At 71.4% G+C, this 25,159-nt stretch carries 24 protein-coding genes; 19 read left to right on the forward strand and 5 right to left on the reverse strand.

What is annotated here, in order from left to right; translation table 11 throughout:
* Nucleotides 1–40: 40 nt before the first annotated feature.
* Nucleotides 41–1,225 carry a galactokinase gene (gene galK, locus C2L58_RS40100; protein WP_103342842.1) on the reverse strand — a complete coding sequence of 395 codons (1,185 nt, stop codon included), beginning with the start codon at nucleotides 1,223–1,225 and terminating at the stop codon, nucleotides 41–43.
* A complete protein-coding gene (locus C2L58_RS40105) occupies nucleotides 1,222–1,938 on the reverse strand; it encodes a metal-dependent transcriptional regulator (RefSeq protein WP_013224289.1) in 717 nt (238 codons plus the stop codon). Before C2L58_RS40105 ends, galK begins: the two co-directional genes overlap by 4 nt.
* A 214-nt stretch (nucleotides 1,939–2,152) precedes the next feature.
* Between C2L58_RS40105 and C2L58_RS40110 the strand changes: the two genes are divergently transcribed.
* The 4 genes from C2L58_RS40110 (at nucleotide 2,153) to C2L58_RS40125 (ending at nucleotide 8,307) form a co-directional block, all read left to right on the forward strand.
* Nucleotides 2,153–2,998: a sulfurtransferase gene (locus C2L58_RS40110; RefSeq protein WP_103342843.1), complete on the forward strand. Its 846-nt coding sequence runs from the start codon at nucleotides 2,153–2,155 to the stop codon at nucleotides 2,996–2,998.
* A gap of 228 nt (nucleotides 2,999–3,226) precedes the next feature.
* Complete coding sequence (locus C2L58_RS40115; protein WP_103342844.1) at nucleotides 3,227–4,396, forward strand: acetoin utilization protein AcuC; 1,170 nt, start codon at nucleotides 3,227–3,229, stop codon at nucleotides 4,394–4,396.
* Between the two features lie 2 nt (nucleotides 4,397–4,398).
* The gene (locus tag C2L58_RS40120) at nucleotides 4,399–7,080 is read left to right on the forward strand and encodes a bifunctional acetate--CoA ligase family protein/GNAT family N-acetyltransferase (RefSeq protein WP_103342845.1); all 2,682 of its coding nucleotides are present in this window, start codon (nucleotides 4,399–4,401) and stop codon (nucleotides 7,078–7,080) included.
* 93 nt (nucleotides 7,081–7,173) lie between these two features.
* Nucleotides 7,174–8,307, forward strand: coding sequence for a serine hydrolase domain-containing protein (locus C2L58_RS40125; protein ID WP_103342846.1), 1,134 nt, complete (start codon nucleotides 7,174–7,176; stop codon nucleotides 8,305–8,307).
* Here C2L58_RS40125 and C2L58_RS40130 read toward each other — a convergent pair.
* Nucleotides 8,304–9,329, reverse strand: coding sequence for an acyl-CoA dehydrogenase family protein (locus C2L58_RS40130; RefSeq protein WP_103342847.1), 1,026 nt, complete (start codon nucleotides 9,327–9,329; stop codon nucleotides 8,304–8,306). The genes C2L58_RS40125 and C2L58_RS40130 overlap by 4 nt on opposite strands.
* Before the next feature lie 23 nt (nucleotides 9,330–9,352).
* On the reverse strand, nucleotides 9,353–10,516 hold the full coding sequence (locus C2L58_RS40135) for an acyl-CoA dehydrogenase family protein (protein WP_103342848.1): 1,164 nt from the start codon (nucleotides 10,514–10,516) through the stop codon (nucleotides 9,353–9,355).
* 103 nt (nucleotides 10,517–10,619) lie between these two features.
* On the opposite strand from C2L58_RS40135, the gene C2L58_RS40140 reads away from it, so the two are divergent.
* The 13 genes from C2L58_RS40140 to C2L58_RS40200 all read left to right on the forward strand — a co-directional run bounded on the left by C2L58_RS40140 (nucleotide 10,620) and on the right by C2L58_RS40200 (nucleotide 22,177).
* The gene (locus C2L58_RS40140) at nucleotides 10,620–10,811 is read left to right on the forward strand and encodes a ferredoxin (protein ID WP_103342849.1); all 192 of its coding nucleotides are present in this window, start codon (nucleotides 10,620–10,622) and stop codon (nucleotides 10,809–10,811) included.
* 83 nt (nucleotides 10,812–10,894) lie between these two features.
* Nucleotides 10,895–11,752, forward strand: coding sequence for a 3-oxoacyl-ACP reductase (locus C2L58_RS40145; RefSeq protein ID WP_103342850.1), 858 nt, complete (start codon nucleotides 10,895–10,897; stop codon nucleotides 11,750–11,752).
* Nucleotides 11,749–12,507: a glucose 1-dehydrogenase gene (locus tag C2L58_RS40150; RefSeq protein ID WP_103342851.1), complete on the forward strand. Its 759-nt coding sequence runs from the start codon at nucleotides 11,749–11,751 to the stop codon at nucleotides 12,505–12,507. Before C2L58_RS40145 ends, C2L58_RS40150 begins: the two co-directional genes overlap by 4 nt.
* A gap of 100 nt (nucleotides 12,508–12,607) precedes the next feature.
* The gene (locus tag C2L58_RS40155; protein ID WP_103342954.1) at nucleotides 12,608–13,396 is read left to right on the forward strand and encodes an MlaE family ABC transporter permease; all 789 of its coding nucleotides are present in this window, start codon (nucleotides 12,608–12,610) and stop codon (nucleotides 13,394–13,396) included.
* Entirely contained in the window at nucleotides 13,396–14,244 is an 849-nt protein-coding gene (locus C2L58_RS40160; protein ID WP_199191670.1) for an MlaE family ABC transporter permease, read from the forward strand. Before C2L58_RS40155 ends, C2L58_RS40160 begins: the two co-directional genes overlap by 1 nt.
* Nucleotides 14,241–15,575, forward strand: coding sequence for an MCE family protein (locus C2L58_RS40165; RefSeq protein ID WP_103342853.1), 1,335 nt, complete (start codon nucleotides 14,241–14,243; stop codon nucleotides 15,573–15,575). The genes C2L58_RS40160 and C2L58_RS40165 overlap by 4 nt, the downstream gene beginning before the upstream one ends.
* Nucleotides 15,572–16,609 (forward strand): MCE family protein, encoded by a 1,038-nt coding sequence (locus tag C2L58_RS40170; RefSeq protein ID WP_103342854.1) that lies wholly within the window; start codon nucleotides 15,572–15,574, stop codon nucleotides 16,607–16,609. Before C2L58_RS40165 ends, C2L58_RS40170 begins: the two co-directional genes overlap by 4 nt.
* Nucleotides 16,606–17,637 carry an MCE family protein gene (locus C2L58_RS40175; RefSeq protein ID WP_199191671.1) on the forward strand — a complete coding sequence of 344 codons (1,032 nt, stop codon included), beginning with the start codon at nucleotides 16,606–16,608 and terminating at the stop codon, nucleotides 17,635–17,637. Before C2L58_RS40170 ends, C2L58_RS40175 begins: the two co-directional genes overlap by 4 nt.
* Nucleotides 17,634–18,827, forward strand: a complete 1,194-nt coding sequence (locus C2L58_RS40180) for an MCE family protein (RefSeq protein ID WP_103342856.1) — start codon at nucleotides 17,634–17,636, stop codon at nucleotides 18,825–18,827. Before C2L58_RS40175 ends, C2L58_RS40180 begins: the two co-directional genes overlap by 4 nt.
* Nucleotides 18,824–19,987: an MCE family protein gene (locus C2L58_RS40185; protein ID WP_103342857.1), complete on the forward strand. Its 1,164-nt coding sequence runs from the start codon at nucleotides 18,824–18,826 to the stop codon at nucleotides 19,985–19,987. Before C2L58_RS40180 ends, C2L58_RS40185 begins: the two co-directional genes overlap by 4 nt.
* Complete coding sequence (locus tag C2L58_RS40190) at nucleotides 19,984–21,213, forward strand: MCE family protein (protein WP_103342858.1); 1,230 nt, start codon at nucleotides 19,984–19,986, stop codon at nucleotides 21,211–21,213. The genes C2L58_RS40185 and C2L58_RS40190 overlap by 4 nt, the downstream gene beginning before the upstream one ends.
* A complete protein-coding gene (locus C2L58_RS40195; protein ID WP_103342859.1) occupies nucleotides 21,210–21,698 on the forward strand; it encodes a hypothetical protein in 489 nt (162 codons plus the stop codon). Before C2L58_RS40190 ends, C2L58_RS40195 begins: the two co-directional genes overlap by 4 nt.
* Entirely contained in the window at nucleotides 21,695–22,177 is a 483-nt protein-coding gene (locus tag C2L58_RS40200) for a hypothetical protein (RefSeq protein ID WP_103342860.1), read from the forward strand. The genes C2L58_RS40195 and C2L58_RS40200 overlap by 4 nt, the downstream gene beginning before the upstream one ends.
* 90 nt (nucleotides 22,178–22,267) lie before the next feature.
* Here the strand turns inward: C2L58_RS40200 and C2L58_RS40205 are convergent, their stop codons facing one another.
* Complete coding sequence (locus C2L58_RS40205) at nucleotides 22,268–22,747, reverse strand: hypothetical protein (protein WP_103342861.1); 480 nt, start codon at nucleotides 22,745–22,747, stop codon at nucleotides 22,268–22,270.
* A 63-nt stretch (nucleotides 22,748–22,810) separates the two neighbouring features.
* Between C2L58_RS40205 and C2L58_RS40210 the strand changes: the two genes are divergently transcribed.
* Nucleotides 22,811–24,052, forward strand: coding sequence for an aminotransferase class I/II-fold pyridoxal phosphate-dependent enzyme (locus C2L58_RS40210; RefSeq protein WP_103342862.1), 1,242 nt, complete (start codon nucleotides 22,811–22,813; stop codon nucleotides 24,050–24,052).
* A 116-nt stretch (nucleotides 24,053–24,168) separates the two neighbouring features.
* Nucleotides 24,169–25,146 (forward strand): ferritin-like domain-containing protein, encoded by a 978-nt coding sequence (locus C2L58_RS40215; protein ID WP_103342863.1) that lies wholly within the window; start codon nucleotides 24,169–24,171, stop codon nucleotides 25,144–25,146.
* Nucleotides 25,147–25,159: the final 13 nt, after the last annotated feature.

Below are 25,159 nucleotides of genomic sequence, written 5' to 3' on the forward strand. Positions count from 1 at the left end.
GGGTCCGCGCGGGGGTTGCCCCGGCCGGACCCGCGCGGCGTCAGAGCTCGTCGCGGCCGGCGCCGCGGGAGGGCACCGCCGTGAACATCCGCGGCCGCCGGTAGCCGGCCTTCTCGTATGCCGCCTCGACGGCCTCCTTGACGCGCTCCAGGTCCGCGTCGCGGACCAGCGCGATCGCCGAGCCGCCGAAGCCGCCGCCGGTCATCCGCGAGCCGAGCGCACCGGCCGTCCGGGCCGAGTCGACCGCGAGGTCCAGCTCGGCCGTGGAGATCCGGTAGTCGTCGCGCATGCTGACGTGCGAGGCGTCCAGGTACGGCCCGATGTCGGCCAGCCGGCCAGCGCGCAGCAGCTCGACCGTGTCGAGCACCCGCTGGTTCTCGGTGACGACGTGCCGCACCAGCGGCACCAGGTCCTCCGGCAGCCGGTCGAGCGCGTCCGAGAGGCCTTCGTTGGTGACGTCGCGCAGCGCCTTCACCCCGAGCAGTTCCGCCGCCCGTTCGGTGCCGCGGCGGCGCTCGCCGTAGCCGCCCTCGGCGTGCGAGTGCTTCGTGCGGGTGTCCATGATCAGCACCTGCAGCCCGGCCTCGGCGAGCCCGAACGGGACCTGCTCCTGCTCGCCCGACCGGACGTCGAGGAACAGGACGTGGGACTCGGTGCAGCAGAGGGAGGCCGTCTGGTCGAGCAGGCCGGTGGGGGCGCCGACGAAGTCGTTCTCCGACCGCTGCACCCACCGCGCGACCTGGGGCCGCGTCGGGACGTCGGCGCGGCTGCCGTCCAGCTCCAGGCCGGCCAGCCCCAGCAGCGCCAGCGACACCGCGCACTCCAGCGCGTGGGAGGAGGAGAGCCCCGCACCCGACGGCACGTCCCCGGCGATGACCAGGTCGGCCCCGTTCGCGAAGCCCTGGTCGCGCAGCACCCAGGCGACGCCCGCCGGGTACGCGGCCCACCCGTCGACGGTGCCCGGCGCCAGGTCGGCGATCTTGAGCTCGCCGGAGCGCTGGAGCTGGCCGTCGTCACCCAGGGTGGCCACGGACAGCACGCCGTCTTCGCGGGGCGACGCCGCCGCGGCCAGCCGGTGGGGCAGGGCGAACGGCAGCACGAAGCCGTCGTTGTAGTCGGTGTGCTCGCCGATCAGGTTGACGCGGCCGGGCGCCGACCAGACGCCGGCCGGCGCCGTGCGGTGGATCGTGCGGAACGCCGCCACGGCATCCGTAGCGGGGCTCATCGGGCCTGCGCCAGGACGGCGTGCAGCGCGCTGCTGGCGACCTGGGCGGTGGTGTCCCCGCCGGTGACCTCGATGGTGCCGCCGGTGGCCTTGCCGACGGTGACCGTGCCGCCGGGCACGATGCCGACGGACTTGAGCTCGGTCATCAGCGACTCGTCCAGCTGGACGTGCTCGGCGATGCGCCGGATCTCGACGCGGCCGCCGCCGGTGCGGGCGAACTCGTCGAGGCGGACGAGGTCGGCCTCCGCGGGCGGCGCGGGGTCGCCGTCGCCCAGCTTGTCCAGGCCGGGGATGGGGTTGCCGTAGGGGGAGGTGGTCGGGTGGTCGAGCAGCTTGACCAGCTTGCGCTCGACGGCCTCGCTCATCACGTGCTCCCACCGGCAGGCTTCGTTGTGCACGTGCTCCCACTCGAGCCCGATCACGTCGACGAGGAGGCGTTCGGCGAGGCGGTGCTTGCGCATCACGGCGATGGCCAGTTCCCGGCCGTGGTCGGTGAGCTGGAGGTGCCGGTCGTCGGCGACCACGACGAGCCCGTCGCGCTCCATCCGGGCGACGGTCTGGCTCACGGTCGGGCCGCTCTGCTGCAGGCGCTCGGCGATGCGGGCGCGCAGCGGAACGACACCTTCTTCTTCGAGCTCGTAGATGGTACGCAAGTACATCTCGGTGGTGTCGATGAGATCGTTCACGCTGTCCCCTTCGTCCGCGTTGCTCATCGTAGTCGTTGACCCCGGCAGCGGCGGCGGGCCTCGGGGGTACTGCGCCGATGGTTACCGATCCGACCACAGGCACGGCCGAAGACTCGGCGGTAAGGGTTACGTGCCGAGCGGGGGACGGCCTGCTTTTGGTCGGATCGGTAACAACTCGCCGGTGGGGGATATGTCCGCACCCCGGCGCGGCCGGGTGGGCGGCCGCTGGAAGATGGGAGGCATGCGTCCGCTGATCAGCACCACCGACCTCGCCGCCGCACTGGCCGGCCCGGCCGGGGACCGCCCCGTGGTCCTCGACGTCCGCTGGCGGCTCGCCGGTCCGCCCGGCGCCGAGTCCTACCGGGAGGGTCACCTGCCCGGCGCGGTGTTCACCGACCTCGACAGCGTGCTCGCCGGCGAGCCGGGCGAGGGCGGCCGGCACCCCCTGCCCGACCCGGCCGACCTGCAGCGCGACCTGCGCGCGGCCGGCATCCGGACGGGCACCCCGGTGGTGGCCTACGACGACGCGGACGGCTCGGTGGCGGCGAGGGCCTGGTGGCTCCTGCGCTGGGCGGGCCACGACGAGGTAGCGGTCCTCGACGGCGGTTACGCGGCGTGGGCGGCCGAGGGGCACCCGATCAGCACCGAGGAGCCGCGGCCGGAGCCGGGCGACATCACGGTCAGCCCGGGAGGCATGCCGGTCCTGGACGCCGACGAAGCGGCCGCCCTGGCCCGCGACGGCCTGCTCCTGGACGCCCGAGCGGCCCCGCGGTACACGGGCGAGACGGAGCCGGTGGACCCCCGGGCCGGCCACATCCCGGGCGCGGTGAACGCCCCGTTTTCGGCCCACACCGCAGCCGACGGCCGCTGGCGCCCACCGGCCGAGCTGGCGGAGCGGTTCGCGGGCCTGGGCCTGCGCCCGGGCGAGCCGGTCGGCGCCTACTGCGGCTCAGGGGTGACTGCGAGTTCGGTGGTCCTGGCCCTGGAGCTGGCCGGCCACCCGGGCGCGGGCCTGTATGCGGGCTCGTGGTCCCACTGGTCCCGCGACCCCCACCGCCCGGCGGCGACGGGCACCCTGCCCGGCTGAGCCACAGCGGGCTTGGCCCGGAGCGGGTGACGGCCCAGGCCGAGCCGCCCTCGCCGACCCGGCCGAGCCATCCGCGCCCAACCAAGCCCGGCGACCCTCGCCGACCCGAAGCACCCCGCTCACCAAGACCCCACCTCGCCCTCACACCAGCCCGCACCCGAGCCGGCCCCTTCTCCTCCAGACCTTCCACTCCACCTATCTCCCGAATCAGCACTAGAGTCGGGCGGTATGTCGCCGGCCGTTGTTTGGGACCGTGCCCTGCTCGGTTATGACCTGGGTGGGGATCACCCCTTCAATCCCGTCCGGCTGGAGCTCACCGTCCGGCTGGCCACCGAACTCGGCGTGCTCCGGGACGTCGAACTGCTCGTTCCCACCGGTGCCGGGGACGAAGAGCTCCTCCGGATCCACGCCCCCGAGTACCTCGCCGCCGTGCGGGAGGCTCCGCTCGTCGGGTGGGATGTCGGGCACGGGCTCGGGACCTCCGACAACCCCGTCTTCTCCGACATGCACGACGCCTCCGCCCTCGTCGTCGGCTCCACCCTGCTCGCCGCGCGGAAGGTCGCCGAAGGCGAGGCGAAAAGGGCCGTCAACATCGCCGGGGGCCTGCACCACGCCATGCGGGACCAGGCCGCCGGCTTCTGCGTCTACAACGACTGTGCCGTCGCCATCTCCTGGCTGCTCGACCACGGCTTCGACCGCATCGCCTACATCGACACCGACGTCCACCACGGCGACGGTGTCCAGGCCGCCTTCTACGACGACCCGCGCGTCCTCACCATCTCGATGCACCAGCACCCCTTCACGCTCTGGCCCGGCACCGGCTACTCCGCCGAAACCGGCCGCGGGAAGGCCGACGGCACCTCCGTCAACGTCCCGCTGCCGCCGCGCACCCGGGATCCCGGGTGGCTGCGGGCCTTCAACGCCGTCGTCCCCTCGCTCCTCGCCGACTTCGAACCGCAGCTGCTGTTCACCCAGTGCGGGGTCGACTCGCACGAGGAAGACCCCCTCGCCGACCTCTCGCTCAGCGTCGACGGGCACCGCACCATCTACGCCACCCTCCGCGACCTCGCCGAGACCTACGCCGGCGGGAAGTGGATCGCCGTCGGCGGGGGCGGGTACCAGCTGATCCGGGTGGTGCCGCGGTCGTGGACGCACCTGATCGCCACCGTCCTCGACCGGGACGTCGACCCGGCGACGCCGCTGCCGCCCGAATGGGTCGCCACGGTCGGCAAAGCCGCGCCGCACGCCGAGCTGCCGCGGGCGATGACCGACGAGCGCGACACCGGGTTCAAGCCGTGGGGCGACGGCGAGGACGACCCGGTCGACGTCGCCGTCCGGGACACGCGCCGCGCCGTCTTCCCGCTGCACGGCCTCGATCCGGACGACCCCAGGGACTGACCATGGCCGGACGAGATCCCTTCGACTACCCCCGCGACTGGGAGGCCGACGTCGTGCTGTCCGACGGCGGCACCGTCCACCTGCGCCCGGTGGTGCCCACCGACGCCGACGGGCTCGTCGCCTTCCACGCGAAGCTCTCCGAGCGCACCCGCTACTTCCGCTACTTCGGCGCCTACCCGCGCATCCCGGAGAAGGACCTGAAGCGCTTCTCCACGGTCGACCACCACGACCGGGTCGCGTTCGCCGCCTTCCTGGGCGACGACATCGTGGCCGTCGGCCGGTACGAACGGCTCGACCACGGGCCGTCGGCGGAGGTCGCCTTCGTCGTCAGCGACGCCCACCAGGGCCGCGGGCTCGGCTCGATCCTCCTCGAACACCTGGCCGCCGCCGCGTCGGAATGCGGGCTGCGCCGGTTCGTCGCCGAGGTGCTCGCCGAGAACGCCGCGATGGTGCGGGTGTTCCGCGACGCCGGTTACCAGGTCAGCCGCGAATTCGAGGAAGGCGTGCTGCACCTGGAGTTCGACATCGACGCGACCGAGGAATCCCTCGCCGTCGCGCGCTCCCGCGAACAGGCGGCCGAGGCCCGCAGCGTGCACAACCTGCTGCACCCGTCGTCGGTCGCGGTGATCGGCGCGTCCGCCGAGCCGGGGAAGGTCGGCCACGTCGCCTTCGTGAACCTGCTGGCCGCCGCGTTCACCGGCACCGTCTACCCGGTCAACCCGGAGCACCGCTCGGTGCGCGGGGTCCGCGCGTACCCGTCGGTGCTGGACATCCCGGACTCGGTCGACCTGGCCGTCGTCGCGGTGCCCGCCGAGGCCGTCGAGTCCGTTTTGGACGCTTGCCTGGCGAAGGGCGTGAAGACGCTGCTGATCCTGTCCAGCGGGTTCGCCGAAGCCGGCCCGCGCGGCCTGCACGCCGAGCTGCGGCTGGTCGGCGAGGCGCGGGCGCACGGCATGCGGGTGGTCGGCCCGAACGCGCTCGGCGTGCTGAACACCGCGCCCGGGATCCGGCTCAACGCCACGCTCGCGCCGCGGCTGCCCGGCCGCGGGCGCACCGGCTTCTTCTGCCAGTCCGGTGCGCTGGGCACCGCGATCCTCGCCGACGCCGAAGCGCGCGGCCTCGGCCTGTCGACGTTCGTCTCGGCCGGCGACCGCGCCGACGTCTCGGGCAACGACCTGCTCCAGTACTGGGAAACCGACCCGGACACCGACCTGGTGCTGCTGTACCTGGAGTCCTTCGGCAACCCGCGCAAGTTCGCGCGGCTGGCCAGGCGGCTCGCCCGGACGAAGCCGATCGTCGCGGTCAAGTCGGGGCGGCACGCGGTCCGGCCGCAGCTGGCGGCGACGTCGACGGAGATCGACGAGGCCAGCGTCCAGACGCTGTTCGAGCAGGCCGGGGTCGTGCGCGTGGAGTCGCTGGCGCAGCTGTTCGACACCGCGCTCGTGTTCGCCCACCAGCCGCTGCCCGCCGGGCCGCGGGTCGGCATCGTCGGCAACTCCAGCGCGATCGGGCTGCTGGCCGCCGACACCGCGCGGATGCAGGGCCTGCGGCTGGCGTCGGACCCGATGGACATCGGGCCGCAAGCCGGACCGGAGGAGTTCGCCAAGGCCGTCCGCGAGGCCCTCACCTCGCCGGAGACCGACGCGCTCGTCGTCGTGTTCGCGCCGCCGGTGGCGATCCCCGGCACCGCGTACGCGCGGGCCCTGCGGGAGACCGTCGTCGAACTCGGCCAGCACAAGCCGATCGTCTCGACGTTCCTCGCCGCCGAAGGCGTTCCGGACGAACTCGCGGTCCTGTCCGGCGACGGCGTGCCGACGCGGGGGTCGATCCCGTCGTACCCGAGCCCCGAACGCGCGGTGAACGCCCTCGCCCGGGTCATCCGGTACGCGGCGTGGCGGCAGCGCCCGCAGGGCAACCTGGTGCGCCCGCCGGGGATCCACACCGAACAGGCACAGGGCATCGTGCGCGAGATCCTGGAGGCCGAAAGCGGCAAGACGACGATGCTCTCGGACGCCGAAGTCGTGCGCCTGCTGGACTGCTACGGCATCGAGGTCGTGCCCTTCCGCATCGTGTCCACTGTGGACGACGCGGTCGCGGCGGCGGCCGAGCTGGGCTACCCGGTGACGCTCAAGGCGGTCGACGAACGGCTGCGCGGGCGGCCCGACCTGGCCGGTGTCCGGCTCGACCTGGCGTCCGAAGACTCGGTGCGCAGGGCTTACGAGTCGTTGCGCGAGGTCTCCCGCGACGACGAGGTGTACGTCCAGCGGATGGCGCCCAAGGGCCTGTCGTGCGTGATCGGGCTGCAGGACGACCCGTCGTTCGGCACGCTCGTGTCGTTCGGGCTGTCCGGCCTGGTCAGCACGCTGCTCGGCGACCGCGCCTACCGGGCCGTGCCGCTCACCGACGTCGACGCCGCGACGCTGCTGCGCGAACCGCGGACGGCGCCGCTGCTCACCGGTTACCGCGGCGACGAGCCGGCCGACCTGGCCGCGTTGCAGGACATGGTGCTGCGCGTGGCCGCGCTGGCCGAGGACAACCCGGAGGTGCGGTCGCTGGTGCTGGACCCGATCCTGGCCTCGCCGGAGGGCGCCTTCGCCGCCAACGCCCGCGTGGTGCTGGGGGCACCGCCGTCCCGGCCGGACACCGGTCCGCGCCGGCTGCGCGCGATCAACCCCCAGGACTGAAAACCTCGTTCCGGTCGGGACGGCGCCACGGAACGCGACCCGCCTGCGTGCGGCGAACCTCGCGCCGGCCGGCGGCGGCATAAGGTGCTGAGCATGGCCCCGCTGACCGAACTGCTGACCCCCCACGTCGGCGACCTGCCGGGCGCGGTGGCGCTCGTGGCCCGCGGCGAGCAGGTCGAGGCCGCGGCCGTCGGCTCGGCCGATGCCGAGGGCACCGTGCCGATGGCGCGCGACTCGCTGTTCCGCATCGCGTCGCTGACCAAGCCGATCGTGGCCGCGGCGACCCTGCTGCTCGTCGACGACGGCGACCTGTCCCTGGACGACCCGATCTCCCGGTGGCTGCCGGAGCTGGCGTCGCCGGTGGTCGTCCGGACGCCGGCGGGCCCGATCGACGACGTCGTGCCGGCCGCCCGCCCGATCACGGTGGCCGACCTGCTCACCTTCCGCTGCGGGTACGGCCTCACCGAGGACATGACGCTGCCCGCGGTCGACCTGCTGCTGCAGGTGCTGGGGCACCCGGCCGCGTCGCCGCGGGCGCTGTCGCCGGACGAGTGGCCGGCGGCGCTGGCGCAGGTGCCGCTGCTGCACCAGCCGGGGGAGGCGTGGCTCTACGACACCGGCTCGGATGTTCAGGGCGTGCTGATCGCGCGGGTCGCCGGCCGTCCGCTGCCGGAGTTCCTGGCGGAGCGGCTGTTCGAGCCGCTCGGCATGGCCGACACCGGCTTCACCGTGCCGACCGCGGCGCTCGGCCGGTTCACCAGCGCCTACCGCCGCGGCGAGGACGGGCTGCGGCTGATCGACTCGCCGGAGGGCCGGTGGAGCACCCCGCCGCCGTTCCCGTCCGGGGCCGCCGGGCTCGTTTCGACGGCCGACGACCTGCTGGCGTTCGCGAGGTTCCTGCGCGACGAGGGCACGGCGGGCGGCCACCGCCTGCTGACGCCGGAGTCGGTCCACCGGATGACGACCGACCACCTGACGCCGGCCCAGCGGGCCGCGGCCCGGCCGTTCCTGCACGGCCAGGGCTGGGGTTACGGCGGATCGGTGGACGTCGACGCGAAGGAACCCTGGGAGATCCCGGGCCGCTACGGCTGGGTCGGCGGCGCGGGCACGTCCCTGCACCTGATCCCGGCGACGGGCACGGTCTCGGTGCTGCTGACCCAGGTCGAGCTGACCAGCCCCGAGCCCACCCCGCTGATGCGCGAGTTCTGGACCTACGCAGCCGGTTAGCGCGGACCGGCGAGGAGGTCGCCCAGGGCGAGGAGCTGGTGGGTGGCCGGGCCGAGCTGGAACTCCAGGCGCTTCGCCGCCGTGAAGTACCGGTGCACCACGTGGTCCACGTCGATGCCGACGCCGCCGTGGACGTGCACCGCCGTGTGGGCCACCCGGTGGCCCGCTTCCGCGGCCCAGAACTTCGCCGTCGACACCGCTGCCCCCACGTCGGAGACGTCCGCGGTCAGCTGCCAGGCCGCCTGCAGCGTCGTCAGGCGGACCGCTTCGACGTCCAGGTAGGCGTCCGCCAGGCGCTGGCGGACCGCCTGGAACCCGCCGATCACGTGGTCGAACTGCTTCCGCTCGGCCGCGTACGCCGCCGTCAGCTCCAGGGCCCGCTCGACCACGCCGAGTTGCTGGGCGCACACCCCGACCGTCCCGCGCAGGCGCAGCCACTCGCCGATGTCGCCGAGCGAAACCCCCGGCGCTTCGGACAGGGAAAGCAGGCCCGCGTCCGCGTGGTCGACCGTCTGCTGCGGCCGCACCGAGACTCCGGACGCGGCCGCGTCGATCAGGAAGACCTCGTTCGCGGCGGCGACCAGGAACCCGTGCGCGAATGCCGCGAACGGCACCGCCGTCTGCGCACCGGACACCCGGCCGTCCGACGCCGTGAACCCGGACAGCGCCACGGCCAGGACGCGCTCGCCGCGCAGCACCGGTAGCACCCAGCGATCCACCAGCTCCGGCGTGCCGAACTCCGCCAGCGCCGACGCCGCCATCGTGATCGACGGCAGATACGGGACCGCCGCCACCGCGCGGCCGATCTCGGTCAGCACCGCGCACTGCTCGAGCAGCCCGAACCCGCCGCCGCCGAGCGACGACGGCAGGGCCGCGTCCAGCACGCCCGCCTGGCCGAGCGCCGTCCACGCGACCGTGTCGAAGCCGCCGGTGCCGTGCGGGTCGTGGGTGGCCTTGCCGGTCAGCAACCGCCGGGTCAGCGCCGCGAGGTCGGCCGACGCTTCGGAAGGGGTGAAGTCCATACTTTCTCCTGACTGGGGTGCTCCTAGCGCGTGACGGGCAGGCCGAGGGCGGTGGCGGCGATCATGTCCCGCTGGATCTCGTTGGTGCCGCCGCCGAAGGTGAGGATCAGCGCCGACCGGTGCAGCCGCTCGATCCGCCCGGCCAGCAGCGCCCCCGGCGAGCCTTCGCGGACGACGGCCGCCGCGCCGAGCACCTCCATCAGCAGCCGGTAGGCCTCGATCGCGAACTCCGTGCCGAACACCTTCGTCGCCGACGCCTCGGCCGGGCCGAGCTCACTGGCCGCGGCCGCCCAGGCGATCCGCCAGTTCCGCAGCTTCAGGTACTCCGCGCCCGCGTGCACCCGCGCGAGGTGCAGCCGCACCCATTCGTGGTCGATGGCGCCGGTCTCCTTCGCCCACGCCGTGACGTCGGCCAGGGCCTTGCGGATCGGTGCCGACGACGTCAGCGCGACGCGCTCGTGGTTGAGCTGGTTGGTGATCAGCGGCCAGCCCGCGTTTTCCTCGGCGACGCGCGAAGACACCGGCACGCGCACGCCGTCGTAGTAGGTCGCGCTCGTCCCGGCCCCCGCGACCGTGTGCACCTTGGTCCAGGAAAAGCCGTCCGCGGACGTCGGCACGATGAGGATCGACAGGCCGCGGTGCTTCTTCGCGTCCGGGTCGGTCCGGACGGCGAGCCAGACGTAGTCGGCGTACTCGATCAGGCTGGTCCACATCTTCTGGCCGGTGACGACGTACTCGTCGCCGTCGCGCTCGGCGCGCGTGCGCAGCGACGCCAGGTCGGTGCCGGCCTCCGGCTCGGAGTAGCCGATCGAGAAGTGCAGCTCGCCCGCCGCGATCTTCGGCAGGTAGAACGCCTTCTGTTCTTCGGTGCCGTAGCGCATGATCGTCGGGCCCACGGTGTTGACCGTGAGGAACGGGACCGGCACCCCGGCGACGGCCGCTTCGTCGGTGAAGACGAGCTGGTCGAGCATCGACCGGGCCTGCCCGCCGTACTCCTGCGGCCAGCCCAGCGCGAGCCAGCCGTCCTTGCCCAGCTGCCGCACGATCTCCTTGTACACCAGGCCATCGCCGTACTCGCCGCCGCCCGCGCGGAGGCTCGCCCGCCGTTGGGGCGTCATCAGCTCGGCGAAGTACTCCCGGAGCTCCGCGGCCAGCGCGCGTTGTTCCGGCGTGTAGTCGATCCGCACCCGTCACCTCCACCCGGTCCGGCTCGTTGTGGTGCCGTACCGGCTCCCGGCGTTACAGTAGAACCTGTTCTAGTTGTACCAGGGCTCGAGCGGCGGAGGAAGCATGGAGATCGGCGTCGACCGGCAACTGTGCGAGGCGAACGCGGTGTGCGTGGGGCTCGCCCCGGACGTCTTCGACCTCGATGACGAGGAAGAACTGGTGATCCAGCCGGGGCGGGTGCCGGCCGACCAGGTAGAACGCGTTTCGAGTGCGGTCAAGGGCTGCCCGAAGAATGCGCTGTTCATCGCCAGTTAGCACCGTTCACTCAGGGGCTTGCCCTGAACGAGAACAGATTCTACTGTAGGCGCGACATCCAGGACTCGACGAGGAGGTCCGCGGTGAGCTTGACCGGCAGGACGGCGATCGTCACGGGCGCCGCCGCGGGGCTGGGCCGGGCCGAGGCGCTCGCCTTGGCCGGGCGGGGCGCCACGGTCGTCGTCAACGACATCGGCGAGCCGAAGGACGTCGTCGCCGAGATCGAAGCGGCCGGCGGCAAGGCCGTCGCGGTCGCGGGCGACGTCGGCGAACGCGCCACGGCCGACGCGCTCACCGAGGCCGCGCTCGACCTCGGCGGGCTCGACATCGTGGTCAACAACGCGGGCGTGCTGCGCGACAAGATGCTGTTCTCGATGTCCGACGACGACTGGGACACCGTGCTGCGCGTGCACCTGCGGGGCCACTTCCTGTTGTCGCGCAACGCCGCGAAGCACTGGCGCGACCAGGCCAAGGCGGACGGCGCGCCGGTGTACGGGCGGCTGGTCAACACGGCGTCCGAGGCGTTCCTCATCGGCTCGCCCGGCCAGCCCAACTACGCCGCGGCGAAGGCGGGCATCACGGCGCTCACCATGTCGGCCGCCCGGAGCCTGGCCAAGTACGGCGTCCGCGCCAACGCGATCTGCCCTCGCGCGCGGACGGCGATGACCGAGGGCGTGTTCGGTGCTCCTCCCGCCGAGGGCACCGATCCGCTCTCGGTCGAGCACGTCGCTCCCTTCGTGGCGTACCTCGCCTCCCCGGCGGCCGAGCACGTCAACGGCCAGGTGTTCGTCGTGCACGGCGGCACGGTTGCGCTGGTCGAGCCCCCGAGGATCGAGCAGCGCTGGAAGCTCGACGAGCTCGAGACGTCGATGAACACCTTCTTCGCCGACCGCGACCCCGGCCGGATGTTCGCCGCCACCGAGATCCTGGGAGAGTCATGAGGTTGGACGGGAAGATCGCCCTGATCACCGGCGCCGCGCGCGGGCAGGGCAAGGCCGCCGCGCGTGCGTTCGTCGCCGAGGGCGCCAAGGTGGTGATCGCCGACATCCTCGACGACGAGGGCAAGCAGCTGGCCGCCGACCTCGGCGAGCAGGCCGTCTACCAGCACCTCGACGTCGGCGACGAGGACGGCTGGACCGCCGCGGTCGAGCGCGCGACCACCGAGTTCGGCCACCCGAACGTGCTGGTCAACAACGCCGGCATCCTCCATTTCTCGGAGCTGGCGCAGACGACGCTGGCCGATTACGAACGCGTGATCCGGGTGAACCAGATCGGGGCGTTTCTCGGGATGCGTTCGGTCGTTGAACCGATGACCGCCGCCGGCGGTGGCTCCATCGTCAACGTGTCCTCTGTGGAGGGTCTGGCCGGGATGCCCTACCTCGTCGCCTACACCGCGAGCAAGTTCGCGATCCGCGGGATGACCAAGGTCGCGGCGATGGAGCTCGGCAAGAAGCACATCCGCGTCAACTCGGTGCACCCCGGCGCGATCGACACCAAGATGGTCGAGACCGCGGCGGGCGGCCAGAAAGTCGACATGTCGTACGTCGGGAAGAAGGTCGCCCTGAAGCGGGTCGGGCAGCCCGAAGACATCGCCAAGCTGGTGCTGTTCCTGGCCAGCGACGAGAGCGCGTACTGCACGGGTGCGGAATTCGTGGCCGACGGCGGGGCGACGGCGACGCACGCCCTCAACTTCTGAAGGAGAACTGCCGAAGAAGTTGAGTGAACACCGCTAACGAAAAGCGGTAACCGGGTGTGGAGAAGACTCGGAGGTCAACGGCGACTTACTGGGAGGTGTGGTGAGCGGAGGCACTGGCACGCTCCCGGGAACCGCGGCCCTGACCCAGGTCGGCCGCCTCGCCACGCTCTCCTGGGAAGTCCTGCGCGCCATTTTCAGGCGTCCCTTCCAGGCCCGCGAGTGGATCCAGCAGTGCTGGTTCTTCGCCAGCGTCACGATCCTCCCGACGGCCCTGGTCGCCATCCCGTTCGGCGCGGTGATCGCCCTGCAGCTCGGCTCGCTCACCGCGCAGATCGGCGCCCAGTCGTTCACCGGCGCGGCCAGCGCCCTGGCCATCGTGCAGCAGGCCAGCCCGTTGATCACCGCGCTGCTCGTCGCGGGCGCCGGCGGCAGCGCCGTCTGCGCGGACATCGGCGCGCGCAAGATCCGCGAAGAGATCGACGCCATGGAGGTCCTCGGCGTCAACCCGATCCAGCGGCTCATCGTGCCGCGGGTGCTCGCCGCGATGGTCGTTTCGGTGCTGCTGAACGGCTTGGTCAGCGTGGTCGGCGTGCTCGGCGGCTACTTCTTCAACGTCGTCCTGCAGGGCGGCACGCCCGGCGCGTACCTGGCCAGCTTCAACGCCCTCGCCCAGGTGCCGGACCTGTGGGTCAGCGAGATCAAGGCGCTGCTGTACGGCTTCGTCGCCGGGGTCGTCGCCGCCTTCCGCGGGCTGAACCCGGCGGGCGGGCCGAAGGGCGTCGGCGACGCCGTCAACCAGGCCGTGGTCATCACGTTCCTGCTGCTGTTCCTGATCAACGTCGTGCTCACCGCGATCTACCTGCGGATCGTCCCGCCGAAGGCGATGTGATGACCGCCGGAGGAGTCGACGCGGACCGGACGCTCGAGTACATCGCGCGGCCCGGTCAGAGCCTGGAAGGACTCGGCAAGCAGCTGGCGTTCGCCGCGAAGGCGCTCGCCTGGTCGCCGCGCACGATCCGCCGCTACAGCCGGGAGACGCTGCGGCTGCTCACCGAGGTCTGCTTCGGCACCGGCGGCCTCGCGGTCATCGGCGGCACGCTCGGCGTGATGATCGGGATGACGCTGTTCACCGGCCTCATCGTGGGCCTGCAGGGCTATTCCGCGCTCAACCAGCTCGGCACGGCCGCGCTCACCGGGTTCATCTCCGCCTACTTCAACACCCGCGAAGTCGCGCCGCTCTCGGCGGGTCTCGCCCTCAGCGCGACCGTCGGCTGCGGCTTCACCGCCCAGCTCGGCGCCATGCGGATCTCCGAGGAGATCGACGCGCTGGAAGTCATGGGCGTGCCGAGCATGCCGTACCTGGTGACGACCCGGGTGCTCGCCGGCGTCGCCGCGGTGATCCCGCTGTACGCGGTCGGCCTGCTCTCGAGCTACCTCGCGTCGCGGCAGATCACCATCTGGCTCTACGGCCAGTCCGCGGGCACCTACGACCACTACTTCACGCTTTTCCTGCCACCGGGCGACGTTCTCTGGTCGTTCGGGAAGGTGATCGTGTTCAGCGTGCTCGTGATCCTGTCCCATTGCTACTACGGCTTCAACGCCGGCGGCGGCCCGGCCGGCGTCGGCGTCGCGGTGGGCCGCGCGGTGCGGACGTCGATCGTGCTGATCTCGGTGCTGGACTTCTTCTTGTCCCTCGCGATCTGGGGCGCGAACACCACGGTGAGGATTTCGGGATGAGGCGCGAGCTCTGGCAGCGGCTCCGGTACCAGGTGCTGGGGCTCGTCTTCCTGCTCGTCGCCGCGTTGTTCATCACGCTCACCCTCGCCGTGTACCACAAGGTGTTCACGCCGGTGACGCTCGTGAAGCTCGAAACCGACCGGGTCGGCAGCCAGCTGCGCGCCGGCGGCGACGTCAAGGTCCGCGGCATGCTCGTCGGCGAAGTCCGGTCGGTGCTGGCGAAGGGCGACCACGCCGAGCTGGAGCTGGCCCTCGACCCGGGCAAGACGCCCGTCATCCCGGCGAACGTGTCCGCGCGGCTGCTGCCGAAGACGCTCTTCGGCGAGCGGTACGTCGCCCTGCAGCTGCCCGGGAAGGCGGAACGCCCGATCCGGGCCGGCGACGTCATCCCGCAGGACCGCAGCAGCGCCGCGATCGAGCTGCAGAAGGTCCTCGACGACGTGATGCCGCTGCTGCAGGCGGTCCAGCCGGAAAAGCTGTCGAGCACGCTCACCGCGGTGGCGACCGCGCTCGACGGCCGCGGCAAGCAGCTCGGCGAGACCCTGGCCGGGCTGTCGGACTACCTCGGCAAGCTCAACCCGTCGCTGCCGGACGTCAAGGCCGACATCACCGGGCTCGCGAACGTCGCCGCCACCTACGACAAGGCGGCGCCGGACCTGCTGCAGGCGCTCTCCGACCTGACGACCACGAGCCGGACGATCGTCGACCAGCGCGCGCAGCTGAGCGACCTCTACGCGACGGTCACGGCGGCTTCGGTGGACCTCACGAGCTTCCTGCAGGTCAACGAGGACAACCTGATCCGGCTCACCACGGCGATCCAGCCGACCCTGGACGTCCTGGCCAAGTACGCGCCCGAGTACCCGTGCCTGCTGCGGCAGCTCGCCGAGTCGGTGCCGCGGGCGGAGCTGGCGTTCGGCAAGGGCACCGCGCACCCCGAGGTCAGCCGGGTCACCATCGAGTTCGCCGCCGGCCGCGGGAAGTACCTGCCCGGTGTCGACGAGCCGAAGTACGAAGACAAGCGCGGCCCGCGCTGCTACCCGACCGTGCCGAAGCCCGGGGTGTGGCCGCAGTACCCGCCCGACGGCGCCATCAAGGACGGCTCCAGCAAGCCGGCGCCGCCGAAGAACCCGCCCGAGAAGCTGCCCGGCCCGATCACCGCGGGCGGCGGGGCCGTCGGCGGGGACGGCACGATCGTCGGCTCGGCCTACGAGAACGACCTGATCGACCTGCTCGCCTCGCCCGCACTCGGCACCTCGCCGGGTGCCGTGCCGGGCTGGGCCGGCCTGCTCGTCGGGCCGCTCTACCGCGGGGCGGAGGTCGAGCTGAAGTGAGGAGTTTCGTCCCGTCGCTGATCAAGCTCGCGGTGTTCGCCGTCGTCACCGTGCTGTTCACCGGGATCCTCGCGGCCACCATCGCGAACACGAACTTCGGTGAGACGTCGGGGTACCTGGCGAAGTTCACCGACGCGTCCGGGCTCAAGGAAGGCGACGACGTCCGCATCGCCGGGGTCAAGGTCGGCCAGGTCGACACGATCGAGGTGGTCGAGGGCGAGCGGAACCTCGCCGAGGTCCGGTTCGACGTCGAGCACGCCTACCGGCTGCCGGAAACGGTGACCGCGACGATCAAGTACCGCAACCTGGTCGGGCAACGCTACCTCGCGCTCGGCACCGACGTCCCCGGGGACAAGGCGCTGCCCGAAGGCGGCACGATCCCGCCGGAGCGCACGAAACCCGCGTTGAACCTCACCGTGCTCTTCAACGGCTTCAAGCCGCTGTTCAAGGCGCTGAGCCCGAAGGACGTCAACCAGCTCTCGGCCGAGATCATCAGTGTCTTCCAGGGCGAGGGCGGCACGATCACCAGCCTGCTGCGGCACACGGCGTCGCTGACGTCGGCGATCGCGAGCAAGGACCAGGTGATCGGCCAGGTCATCGCCAACCTCAACACGGTGCTCGGCACGGTCAACGCCCGCGGCCCGCAGCTGGGCGACCTCATCGAGCAGACCCAGAAGCTGGTCAGCGGGCTGGCCGAGCAGCGCAAGCCGATCGGCGACGCGGTCAGCGCGCTCGGCGACCTCGCCGTGTCGACCACCGGGCTCCTGGCCGACGCACGCCCGGCGCTCAAGGACGACGTCGCCCGGCTCGGCGTGCTCTCTCAGAACCTCGGCGACTCCGGCGAGCTGCTCAACCACCTCCTCGAGGTGCTGCCGGGCAACCTGCAGAAGTTCACCCGGACCCTGAGCTACGGCAGCTGGTTCAACTACTACCTGTGCGGGATCACCGGCACCATCGGCATTTCCTCGCTCGACATCACCCTGCCGATCATCCCGATCCCCGGCACCCAGCGCGCGGAGAGGTGTGGGCCGTGAAGCCGCTGAAGGAACGCAACCAGGCGATGGTCGGCGCGGTCGCGCTCGTGCTGATCGTGCTCGTCACGGCCACGACGTACTTCTCCGACCAGCTCCCGTTCTTCGGCAACGGCACGACGTACTCGGCGTACTTCGGCGAGTCCGCCGGGCTGGCCGCGGACAACGAGGTCGAGGTCGCCGGGGTCAAGGTCGGCACGGTGTCGTCGGTGAAGCTGGCGGGCAAGCAGGTCCTGGTCAAGTTCCGCGTCAAGGACGTCCGGGTCGGTGACGCGACGACAGCATCAATTGAGATCAAGACGCTGCTGGGGGAGAAGTACCTCGCGCTCGACCCGAAGGGCGGCGGCGCGCAGGAGCCGGACCAGACCATCCCGCAGGCCCGCACGCGCACGCCGTTCCAGCTGCAGGACGCCTTCGAGCAGCTGTCGACGACGGTCGGCGACATCGACACGAAACAGCTCGCGGACAGCTTCAACGCGTTGTCCGACAGCCTCAAGGACAGCCCGCAGTACCTGAAGGACACGCTGACCGGGCTGTCGTCCTTGGCGAAGACGGTGTCCTCCCGGGACGCCGACCTGCACACGCTCCTGGCGAACACCAGCCAGGTCTCGAAGACGCTGTCCGACCGCAACGCCCAGCTGCAGCGCGTGATCAGCGACGGCAACCTGCTGCTCACCGAGCTGCAGAACCGCAAGCAGGCCATCAACGCCCTGCTCACCGGCACCCAGCAGCTTTCGGCGCAGCTGACCGGGCTCGTCCAGGACAACCGCGAGCAGCTCAAGCCGACGCTGGACAAGCTCGGGAAGGTGACCGACATCCTGCAGCGCAACCAGGGCAACCTCGACCAGAGCCTGCAGCTGATGGCGCCGTTCGCCCGCGTCGGCGCGAACGCCACCGGCAACGGCCGCTGGTTCGAGGGCTACCTGTGCGGGCTGCTGCCGCCGACGATCACCGTGGGCGGGCTGCACATCAACCCCGAGGGCTGCACCCCGCCGATCGCGGCGCCGAACCAGGGGGTGGGCCGCCGATGACCATCCACACGGCCCGCGGCCGCAGCCTGGTGACCTGGCTGGCGTTCGCCTGCATCCTCGCGCTGGTCGTCACCGCGGGGCTGTACCTGGTGTTCCGCTCTTCGAACGGCACCAAGCTTTCCGCGTACTTCGGCAAGACCGTCGGGCTGTACGCCGGTTCGTCGGTGCGGGTGCTCGGCGTTCCGGTCGGCGAGGTCACCGACGTCACGCCGCAGGGGGACGCGGTCCGCGTGGACATGCGGGTCGACGACGTGCCGCTGCCGGCCGGCGTCGGGGCCGTCGTCGTCGCGCCGAGCCTGGTCAGCGACCGGTACGTCCAGCTGACCCCGGCCTACGACAGCGGGCCTGTCCTCGCTTCGGGCACGGTGCTCGCGAAGGACCGGACGGCCACTCCGGTCGAGCTGGACGACCTGTATTCGAGCCTCGACAAGCTGTCGACCGCGCTGGGCCCGAACGGTGCCAACAAGGACGGCGCCCTGTCCGGCGTGCTCGACACCGCCGCGAACACGTTGAAGGGCAACGGTGCTTCGCTGAACTCGACGGTCGGGCAGCTGGCCGACCTCGCGAAGACTCTCGACGGCTCGAAGGACGACCTGTTCTCGACCGTGCAGAACCTGAACTCGTTCACCGGCGCCCTGGCTCAGAGCGACCGGCAGCTCAACGAGTTCTACGGCCGCGTCGCCGACGTCAGCCGGTTCCTCGCCGCGGACTCTTCCGAGGTGGGCGCCGCGCTGCAGTCCCTCGGCGGCGCGCTCGGCGACGTCCAGCAATTCGTCAACGACAACAAGACGGCCTTGGAATCCAATGTGGACAAGCTGGCGTCGCTGTCGAAGGTGCTGGTCGACCAGCGCGCCGCGCTCGCCGAGGTGCTCGACATCGCGCCGACCGGCGCCACGAACTTCATCAACTCCTACGACGCGGCGTCAGGCACCATCGCCGTCCGCGACAATTTGAACGAGCTCACCAACCCGCCGATCCTCACCGTGTGCCGGCTGATCAGCGCGGTCACCCCGAAGGAAGTCCCCGACGCACTCGGGAACATCTGCAAGCAGCTCGCGCCGATCCTGGACGGCGCGCTCAAGCTGCCGACGATCCCGCAGGTGCTCAACTCCCTGCAGAACGGGACACTGCCGCCGTTGCCGCTCCCGCTGGTCGACGTGATGGAACAGCTCTCCGGCGGTGCGAAGTGAAGGGGCGCCGGCGGATCGCCGGGGCGCTGGCCGGGGTGCTGGTGCTGGCCGGCTGCAGCGACGGCGGGTTCAACGGCCTCTACGGCACGCCGCTGCCGGGCGGCGCCGACGTCGGCGACCACCCGTACCACGTCACCGCGTTGTTCACCGACGTGCTCGACCTGGTGCCGCAGTCCAGCGTCAAGGTCAACGACGTCGCGGTCGGGCGGGTCGACAAGATCACGCTGACCCCGGACACGCGGTCGGCGCTGGTGGCGATGACCGTCAACGGCGACATCGCGCTGCCCGCCAACGCCCGCGCCGAACTCAAGCAGTCCAGCCTGCTGGGGGAGAAGTTCGTCGAGCTGAGCGTGCCGGCCGCCGAGCCGGCCGCTGGTCGCCTCGCCGACGGCGGCCGGATCCCGCTCGGGCGCACCAACCGCAACCCCGAGGTCGAGGAGGTGCTCGGCGCGCTTTCGCTGCTGCTCAACGGCGGCGGCGTCGAGCAGATCCAGAAGATCAGCCACGAGCTCAACGACGCCCTGTCGGGCAACGAGCCGGAGATCCGCGCGCTGCTGTCCCGGGTGGACGAACTGGCGACCCAGCTCGACGGGCACAAGACCGAGATCCTCCGCGCGATCGACGGCCTCGCGAAGCTGTCCCACACCTTGACGGGCCAGACGCAGAACCTGACGAACGCGCTGGACAACCTCGCGCCGGGCCTGAAGGTCGTCACGGACCAGCGTGACCAGCTCGTGGGCATGCTGACCGCGCTGAACACGTTGTCCGGCGTCGCGGTGGACACCGTGACGAAGAGCCGCGACCAGCTCGTCGCGAACCTCAAGGCCCTGCAGCCCACGCTGGCCAACCTCGGCGAGGCCGGCCAGAACCTGCCGAACGCGCTGCAGATCCTGCTCACCTACCCGTTCCCGGACTACGCGGGCAACGTGATCAAGGGCGACTACGCGAACGTCGAGGCGAACGTGAACCTCGACCTGGACACGCTGATCTCGAACTTCACGAACTCGTCGCAGCCGCCGATCGCGCTGCCGTCCGGGATCGGCGGCCAGCCTGCCGCCGTCGCGCCGCCCCTGCCGCTGCCCGACCTGGGTTCGGTCCCGCCGGCGGCCGGTCCCGGGCTGCTGGGCGGGCTGCTCGGCCTGATCGGGGGCGGCCGGTGACCCGCAAGATCCGGATCCAGCTGTTCGCGTTCGTCGTCATCGCGGTGGTTTCGGTCGTCTACGCCGGCGGCCGGTACGCCGGGCTGGACCGGCTCTTCGGCAACCGCGGTTACGTCGTCACCGCGCAGCTGACCGACTCCGGCGGCGTCTTCGTCAACTCCGAGGTCGCCTACCGCGGGGTCACGGTCGGGCGGGTGACGTCGATGACGCTGACCGAGCACGGCGTCGACGTCGCCCTCGACATCGACTCAGGCGCCCCGGAAATCCCGGCCGACGCGCACGCGCAGGTGGCGAACCGGTCGGCGGTCGGGGAGCAGTTCGTGGACTTGCTGCCCCAGCACAACGGCGGGCCGTTCCTCAAGGACGGCTCGGTGATCACGGCGGACAGGACGTCGTTGCCGCCGTCGCCGGACACCGTGCTCACCCACCTCGACGACCTCGTCGCCAGCGTGCACCCGGATTCGCTGCGGACGGTCGTCGACGAGACGTACAACGCGTTCGCGGGCGCGGGGCCGGAACTGCAGCAGCTGCTGGACAGCACGGGGTCGTTGACGGCGGTGGCCGCCCAGTACGTGCCGCAGACGCAGGGGCTGCTGGCGAACTCGCGGATCGTGCTCGGCACCCAGGAGCGCCAGGCGGCGAACATCACCGACTTCGCTTCGGGGCTGCGCACGATCGCCGGTCAGCTCAAGAAGTCCGATCCGGACCTGCGGCGGGTGATCGCGGAAGCGCCGCGGCTGAGCCGGCAGATCAGCGACGTGCTGGCCGCGTCCGGGACCGATCTGGGGGTGCTGTTCGCCAACCTGCTGACCACCGCGCAGATCACGACGTCCCGGAAGGATTCGCTCGAGGAGCTGCTGGTCGCGTACCCGATCATTTCGGCGTTCTCGCCGTCGACGTCCCCGGACGGCACCGGTCACCTGGGCGTGGTGTTCAACTTCTTCGACCCGGCGTCGTGCACGAAGGGGTATGAGGGGACGAAGCAGCGTCCGGCGAACGACGAGACCGAAGCGCCGGTCAACATGAACGCCTACTGCGCCGAGCCGCCGGGCAGCCCGACCGGGGTGCGCGGGGCGCAGAACGCGCCCTACGCGGGGAAACCGCCGGCGATTCCGGCTGCGCCGCAGCAGCAGGCCGCGCCGGCGCCGCAGCAGCTGCCCGGGATGCTGAGCCTGCTCACCGGGCCGTCGGCGGGCGGGCTGGCCCGGTTGCTGGGCGCGCCGTGAAGCTGCGGTTCCTGGTGGTGTTGGCGGTCTTGTCGGTCTTGGCGGCGGCGTTCTCGGGCTGGTCCTGGTGGCGCGCGGCGGCCGACGATTCCTACGCCCGCGGCCGCGAGCGTGACGCGGCGCTGGCCGCGGCGGGTCCCCAGCTGGTCACGTTGAACACGATCGACTACCGCACGGCGGCGGCGGACGTGGACCGCTGGATCACGGCGACCACGGGCCAGTACGGGAAAGACCTGGCCGGAGACCGCCGGCTGCAGATCGACCGGGCCGCCACGGCCCGCACGGTGTCGTCCGCGTCGCTGGTCCAGGCGGCGGTGACGGAGATCGACGTGCCACGCGGCACAGCGCGGCTCCTGGCCGTGGTGGACGTCCGGGTGTCGACGGGCGGATCTCCCGCCGCACCGCGCTTGAACCGGCTGACGGTGGACGTGTCCCGCGCCCCGGACGGGTGGAAGATCGCGGGCGTCCAGGCGGCGGGCTCATGACCCGGGTACTGGTTCTGGTGGTGGCGCTCGCGTTGGGCTGCACGGCGTGGTTCGGCATCGAAGCGGCCTCCCTGACCCCGGACGACAACCAGGCTTTGGTGGATGTTCCGGCGACCGCCGAGGTCTCGTCTTCGGTGAGTGACGCGGTCAAGGCGGTGTTCTCGTACGACTACGCGAACCTGCCGCGCACCGAGCGGGCGGCTTCGGAGGTCCTGACGGGGGACGCGGTCCGGCAGTACCAGGCCCAGTTCGCCTCGGCCCGCACCCGCGCGACGGCGGAAAAGCTGACCCGCACGACCACGGTCCGGGCGATCGGGGTCCGGTCGTTGCGAGGCGACTCCGCGGATCTGCTCCTGTTCCTGGACCAGCAGACGGTGGCCCAGGGCGGCGGAGCACCGACGTCCTCGGTGGCCCAGCTGGCGGTGACGGCGAAACGGGTCGACGGCCGCTGGAAACTGGCCACCCTGACGGCGCTCTGATGCTGCTAGCCGGTTGCGTCCGACGACAGGAACGAGGACTGACACTTGGCCGCTGATCACTCCTGAATCCGACGGACCGGGCCGCCTGCGCTAGCCGTCCCAGACGGTGGCGCCCTGGCGGAGAACCTCCACATCGGACTGTTCCTCGACCGGCCACAGCTCCACCACGTACCGGTAGTGCTCCCCGTACTCGTGGTCGTTCCAGTCCACCGACGGGGGCCCGGCCGGCACGTAGGAAACCCGCGCCCGGTACCGCCCCGGCAGCACCGAAAAGTACTTCTCCTGCGACGGGTAGTCGGCCGGGCCGGAAATCACCAGCCGGCCGCTCGGAACCGGAAGATCCGCTTCCACCACGTGCTCGGCGTCGGACAGCAGAGCAGGCGGCGAGGGCAGCAGGGTCACCGACGACTCCACCAGGTCCGACCGGGCCGTCGCGATCGCGAGACCGCCGGGCTCCACCCCGATCCGGTGGGATTCCACCGCGTCCGAAGTCCACCCGCTGCCCGTCAAGCGGGAACGGGAGTCCCGCACCGAGAACTGACGCTGGTCGGCGTGGACGACGAGATGCACCCTTACCACCCTAGCCAGGACCCGCCCCGAAATGGTATCGACGGCGGGTTTAGCGTTGAGGCCATGACCACTGCTTCCGTCGACGTCGACACGGCCCGCAGCGACTACGCGGCCCTGGTCGGCCGAGGCCTCTCCCTGGACATCACCCGCGGCAAGCCGTCCCCCGAGCAGCTCGATCTCTCGAACGCGCTGCTGTCCCTCCCGGGCGACGGCACCTTCAAGGCCGAGGACGGCACCGACGTCCGCAACTACGGCGGCCTCAACGGCCTGCCGGAGCTGCGCCGCATCTTCGCCCCCGCGCTGCAGGTGCCCGCCGGGCAGCTGCTCGCCGCGGGCAACTCGAGCCTCGAGCTGATGCACGACGCCGTCGTCCAGGCCCTGCTGAGCAAGCTGCCCGGCGCCGAGCGCCGCTGGGCCGACGAGCCGCAGGTCAAGTTCCTCGCGCCGGTCCCGGGCTACGACCGCCACTTCGCGCTCACCCAGCGCTTCGGCATCGAGCTCGTCGGCGTCGCGATGACCGACGAGGGCCCCGACATGGACGTCGTCGAGACGCTGGTCGCCGAAGACCCGGCCGTCAAGGGCATCTGGTGCGTGCCGAAGTACAGCAACCCCACCGGTGTCACGTTCAGTGACGACGTCGTGAAGCGGCTCGCCACCATGCGCACCGCGGCGCCGGACTTCCGGATCTTCTGGGACAACGCCTACGCCGTGCACCACCTCACCGACGCCGAGGCGGAGCTGGCCGACCTGCTGGCCCTGGCCACCGAGGCCGGCCACGCCGACCGCGTCTTCGTCTTCGGCTCCACCTCGAAGATCACCCTCGCCGGGTCCGGCGTCGGCTTCTTCGGCGCCTCCGAGGCGAACCTCGCCTGGTGGACCGGCAACACCGGCAAGCGCACCATCGGCCCGGACAAGGTCAACCAGCTGCGGCACGCGCACTTCCTGAAGGACGAGGCCGGCGTCCGCGCCCACATGCGCAAGCACGCCGAGATCATCGGCCCGAAGTTCGCGGCCGTCGACCGCATCCTCACCGAGGAGCTGGCCGACCTGGCGTCCTGGACCAAGCCGACCGGCGGGTACTTCATCACGCTGACCGTCCCGCAGGGCACCGCGAAGGAGGTCGTGCGGCTGGCGAAGGAGGCCGGTGTCGCGCTGACCCCCGCCGGGGCGACCCACCCGCACGGCGACGACCCGGCGGACGCCGTGATCCGGATCGCGCCGACCTTCCCGAAGCTCACCGAGGTCGAAGAGGCCGTCCGCGCGCTGGCGGTGTGCGTCCGGCTCGCCGTCGCGCAACGCGGCTGACCTGGGGAAACCGAAGTCGATCAAAATTTTTTCCGGTTTGACCGAGCCGGGGGCCGCCCAGGTACGTATGACCGGTGGGTGAGGTGGACGAACTCGTCACGAGAGGACGTCCCCCGGTGTTCGGAAAACGCTACACAGAGCAGCTGATCGAGCGCAGCGCGGAGAACGCGACCGACCGCCGCCGCTTCCTCAAGGCTGCGGGAGCGGCGGGGCTCGGCGTCGCGGGTGCCGGCGCGCTCGGCACGGCGCTGTCACTGGGCCTCGGCTCGGCCGGTGCCACGTCGCAGTACGGAGCGCAGGGAGGTGACAAGGCGAAGGAGGCGGCGAGCGATGCCGCCGTGCTGAACTTCGCCCTGAACCTCGAGTACCTCGAGGCGAACCTGTACTCGTTCGCCGTCTACGGCTACGGGCTGAACGAGAAGTACGTCAACGGTGTCGGCAACCTGGGCAAGGTGTCCGGCGGGCACGCGGTGCAGTTCAAGAGCGAACACACCAAGCAGATCGTCCAGGAGATCGCCGGCGACGAGGTCGCCCACGTGAACTTCCTGCGCAAGGCGCTGGACAAGGCCGCCGTCGCGCAGCCGGAGATCGACTTCCAGAACAGCTTCACCGCGGCCATGCAGGCCGCGGGGGTGATCAAGCAGGGCCAGACGTTCGACCCCTTCGGGAGCGAGAACAACTTCCTGCTCGCCGCCTACCTGTTCGAGGACGTCGGCGTGTCGGCCTACAAGGGCGCGGCGCCGCTGGTGGACAACAAGACGTTCCTCGACGCGGCGGCGGGCATCCTCGCGGTCGAGGCGTACCACGCGGGCATCGTGCGTGGCCAGCTGTTCGAACGCGGCCTCGGCGACATCACGAACAAGATCTCCGACGCCCGCGACAGCCTCGACGGCAAGGCCGACGACGACGAAGGCGTGCTGAAGTACGGCAAGGCGAACCTCGTCCCCGCGGACGCGAACGGCATCGCGTTCGGGCGGTCCGCCGACCGCGTGCTCAACATCGCCTACCTCAACCCGGACAAGGTGACTTCGGGCGGGTTCTACCCGCGCGGCCTCAACGGCGAAATCGCCACCAGCGGTGCGAAGGAGCAGTAGGCACCGGGTGCCG

It is taken from the genome of Amycolatopsis sp. CA-126428 (assembly GCF_002904335.1).
Taxonomy (GTDB): domain Bacteria; phylum Actinomycetota; class Actinomycetes; order Mycobacteriales; family Pseudonocardiaceae; genus Amycolatopsis.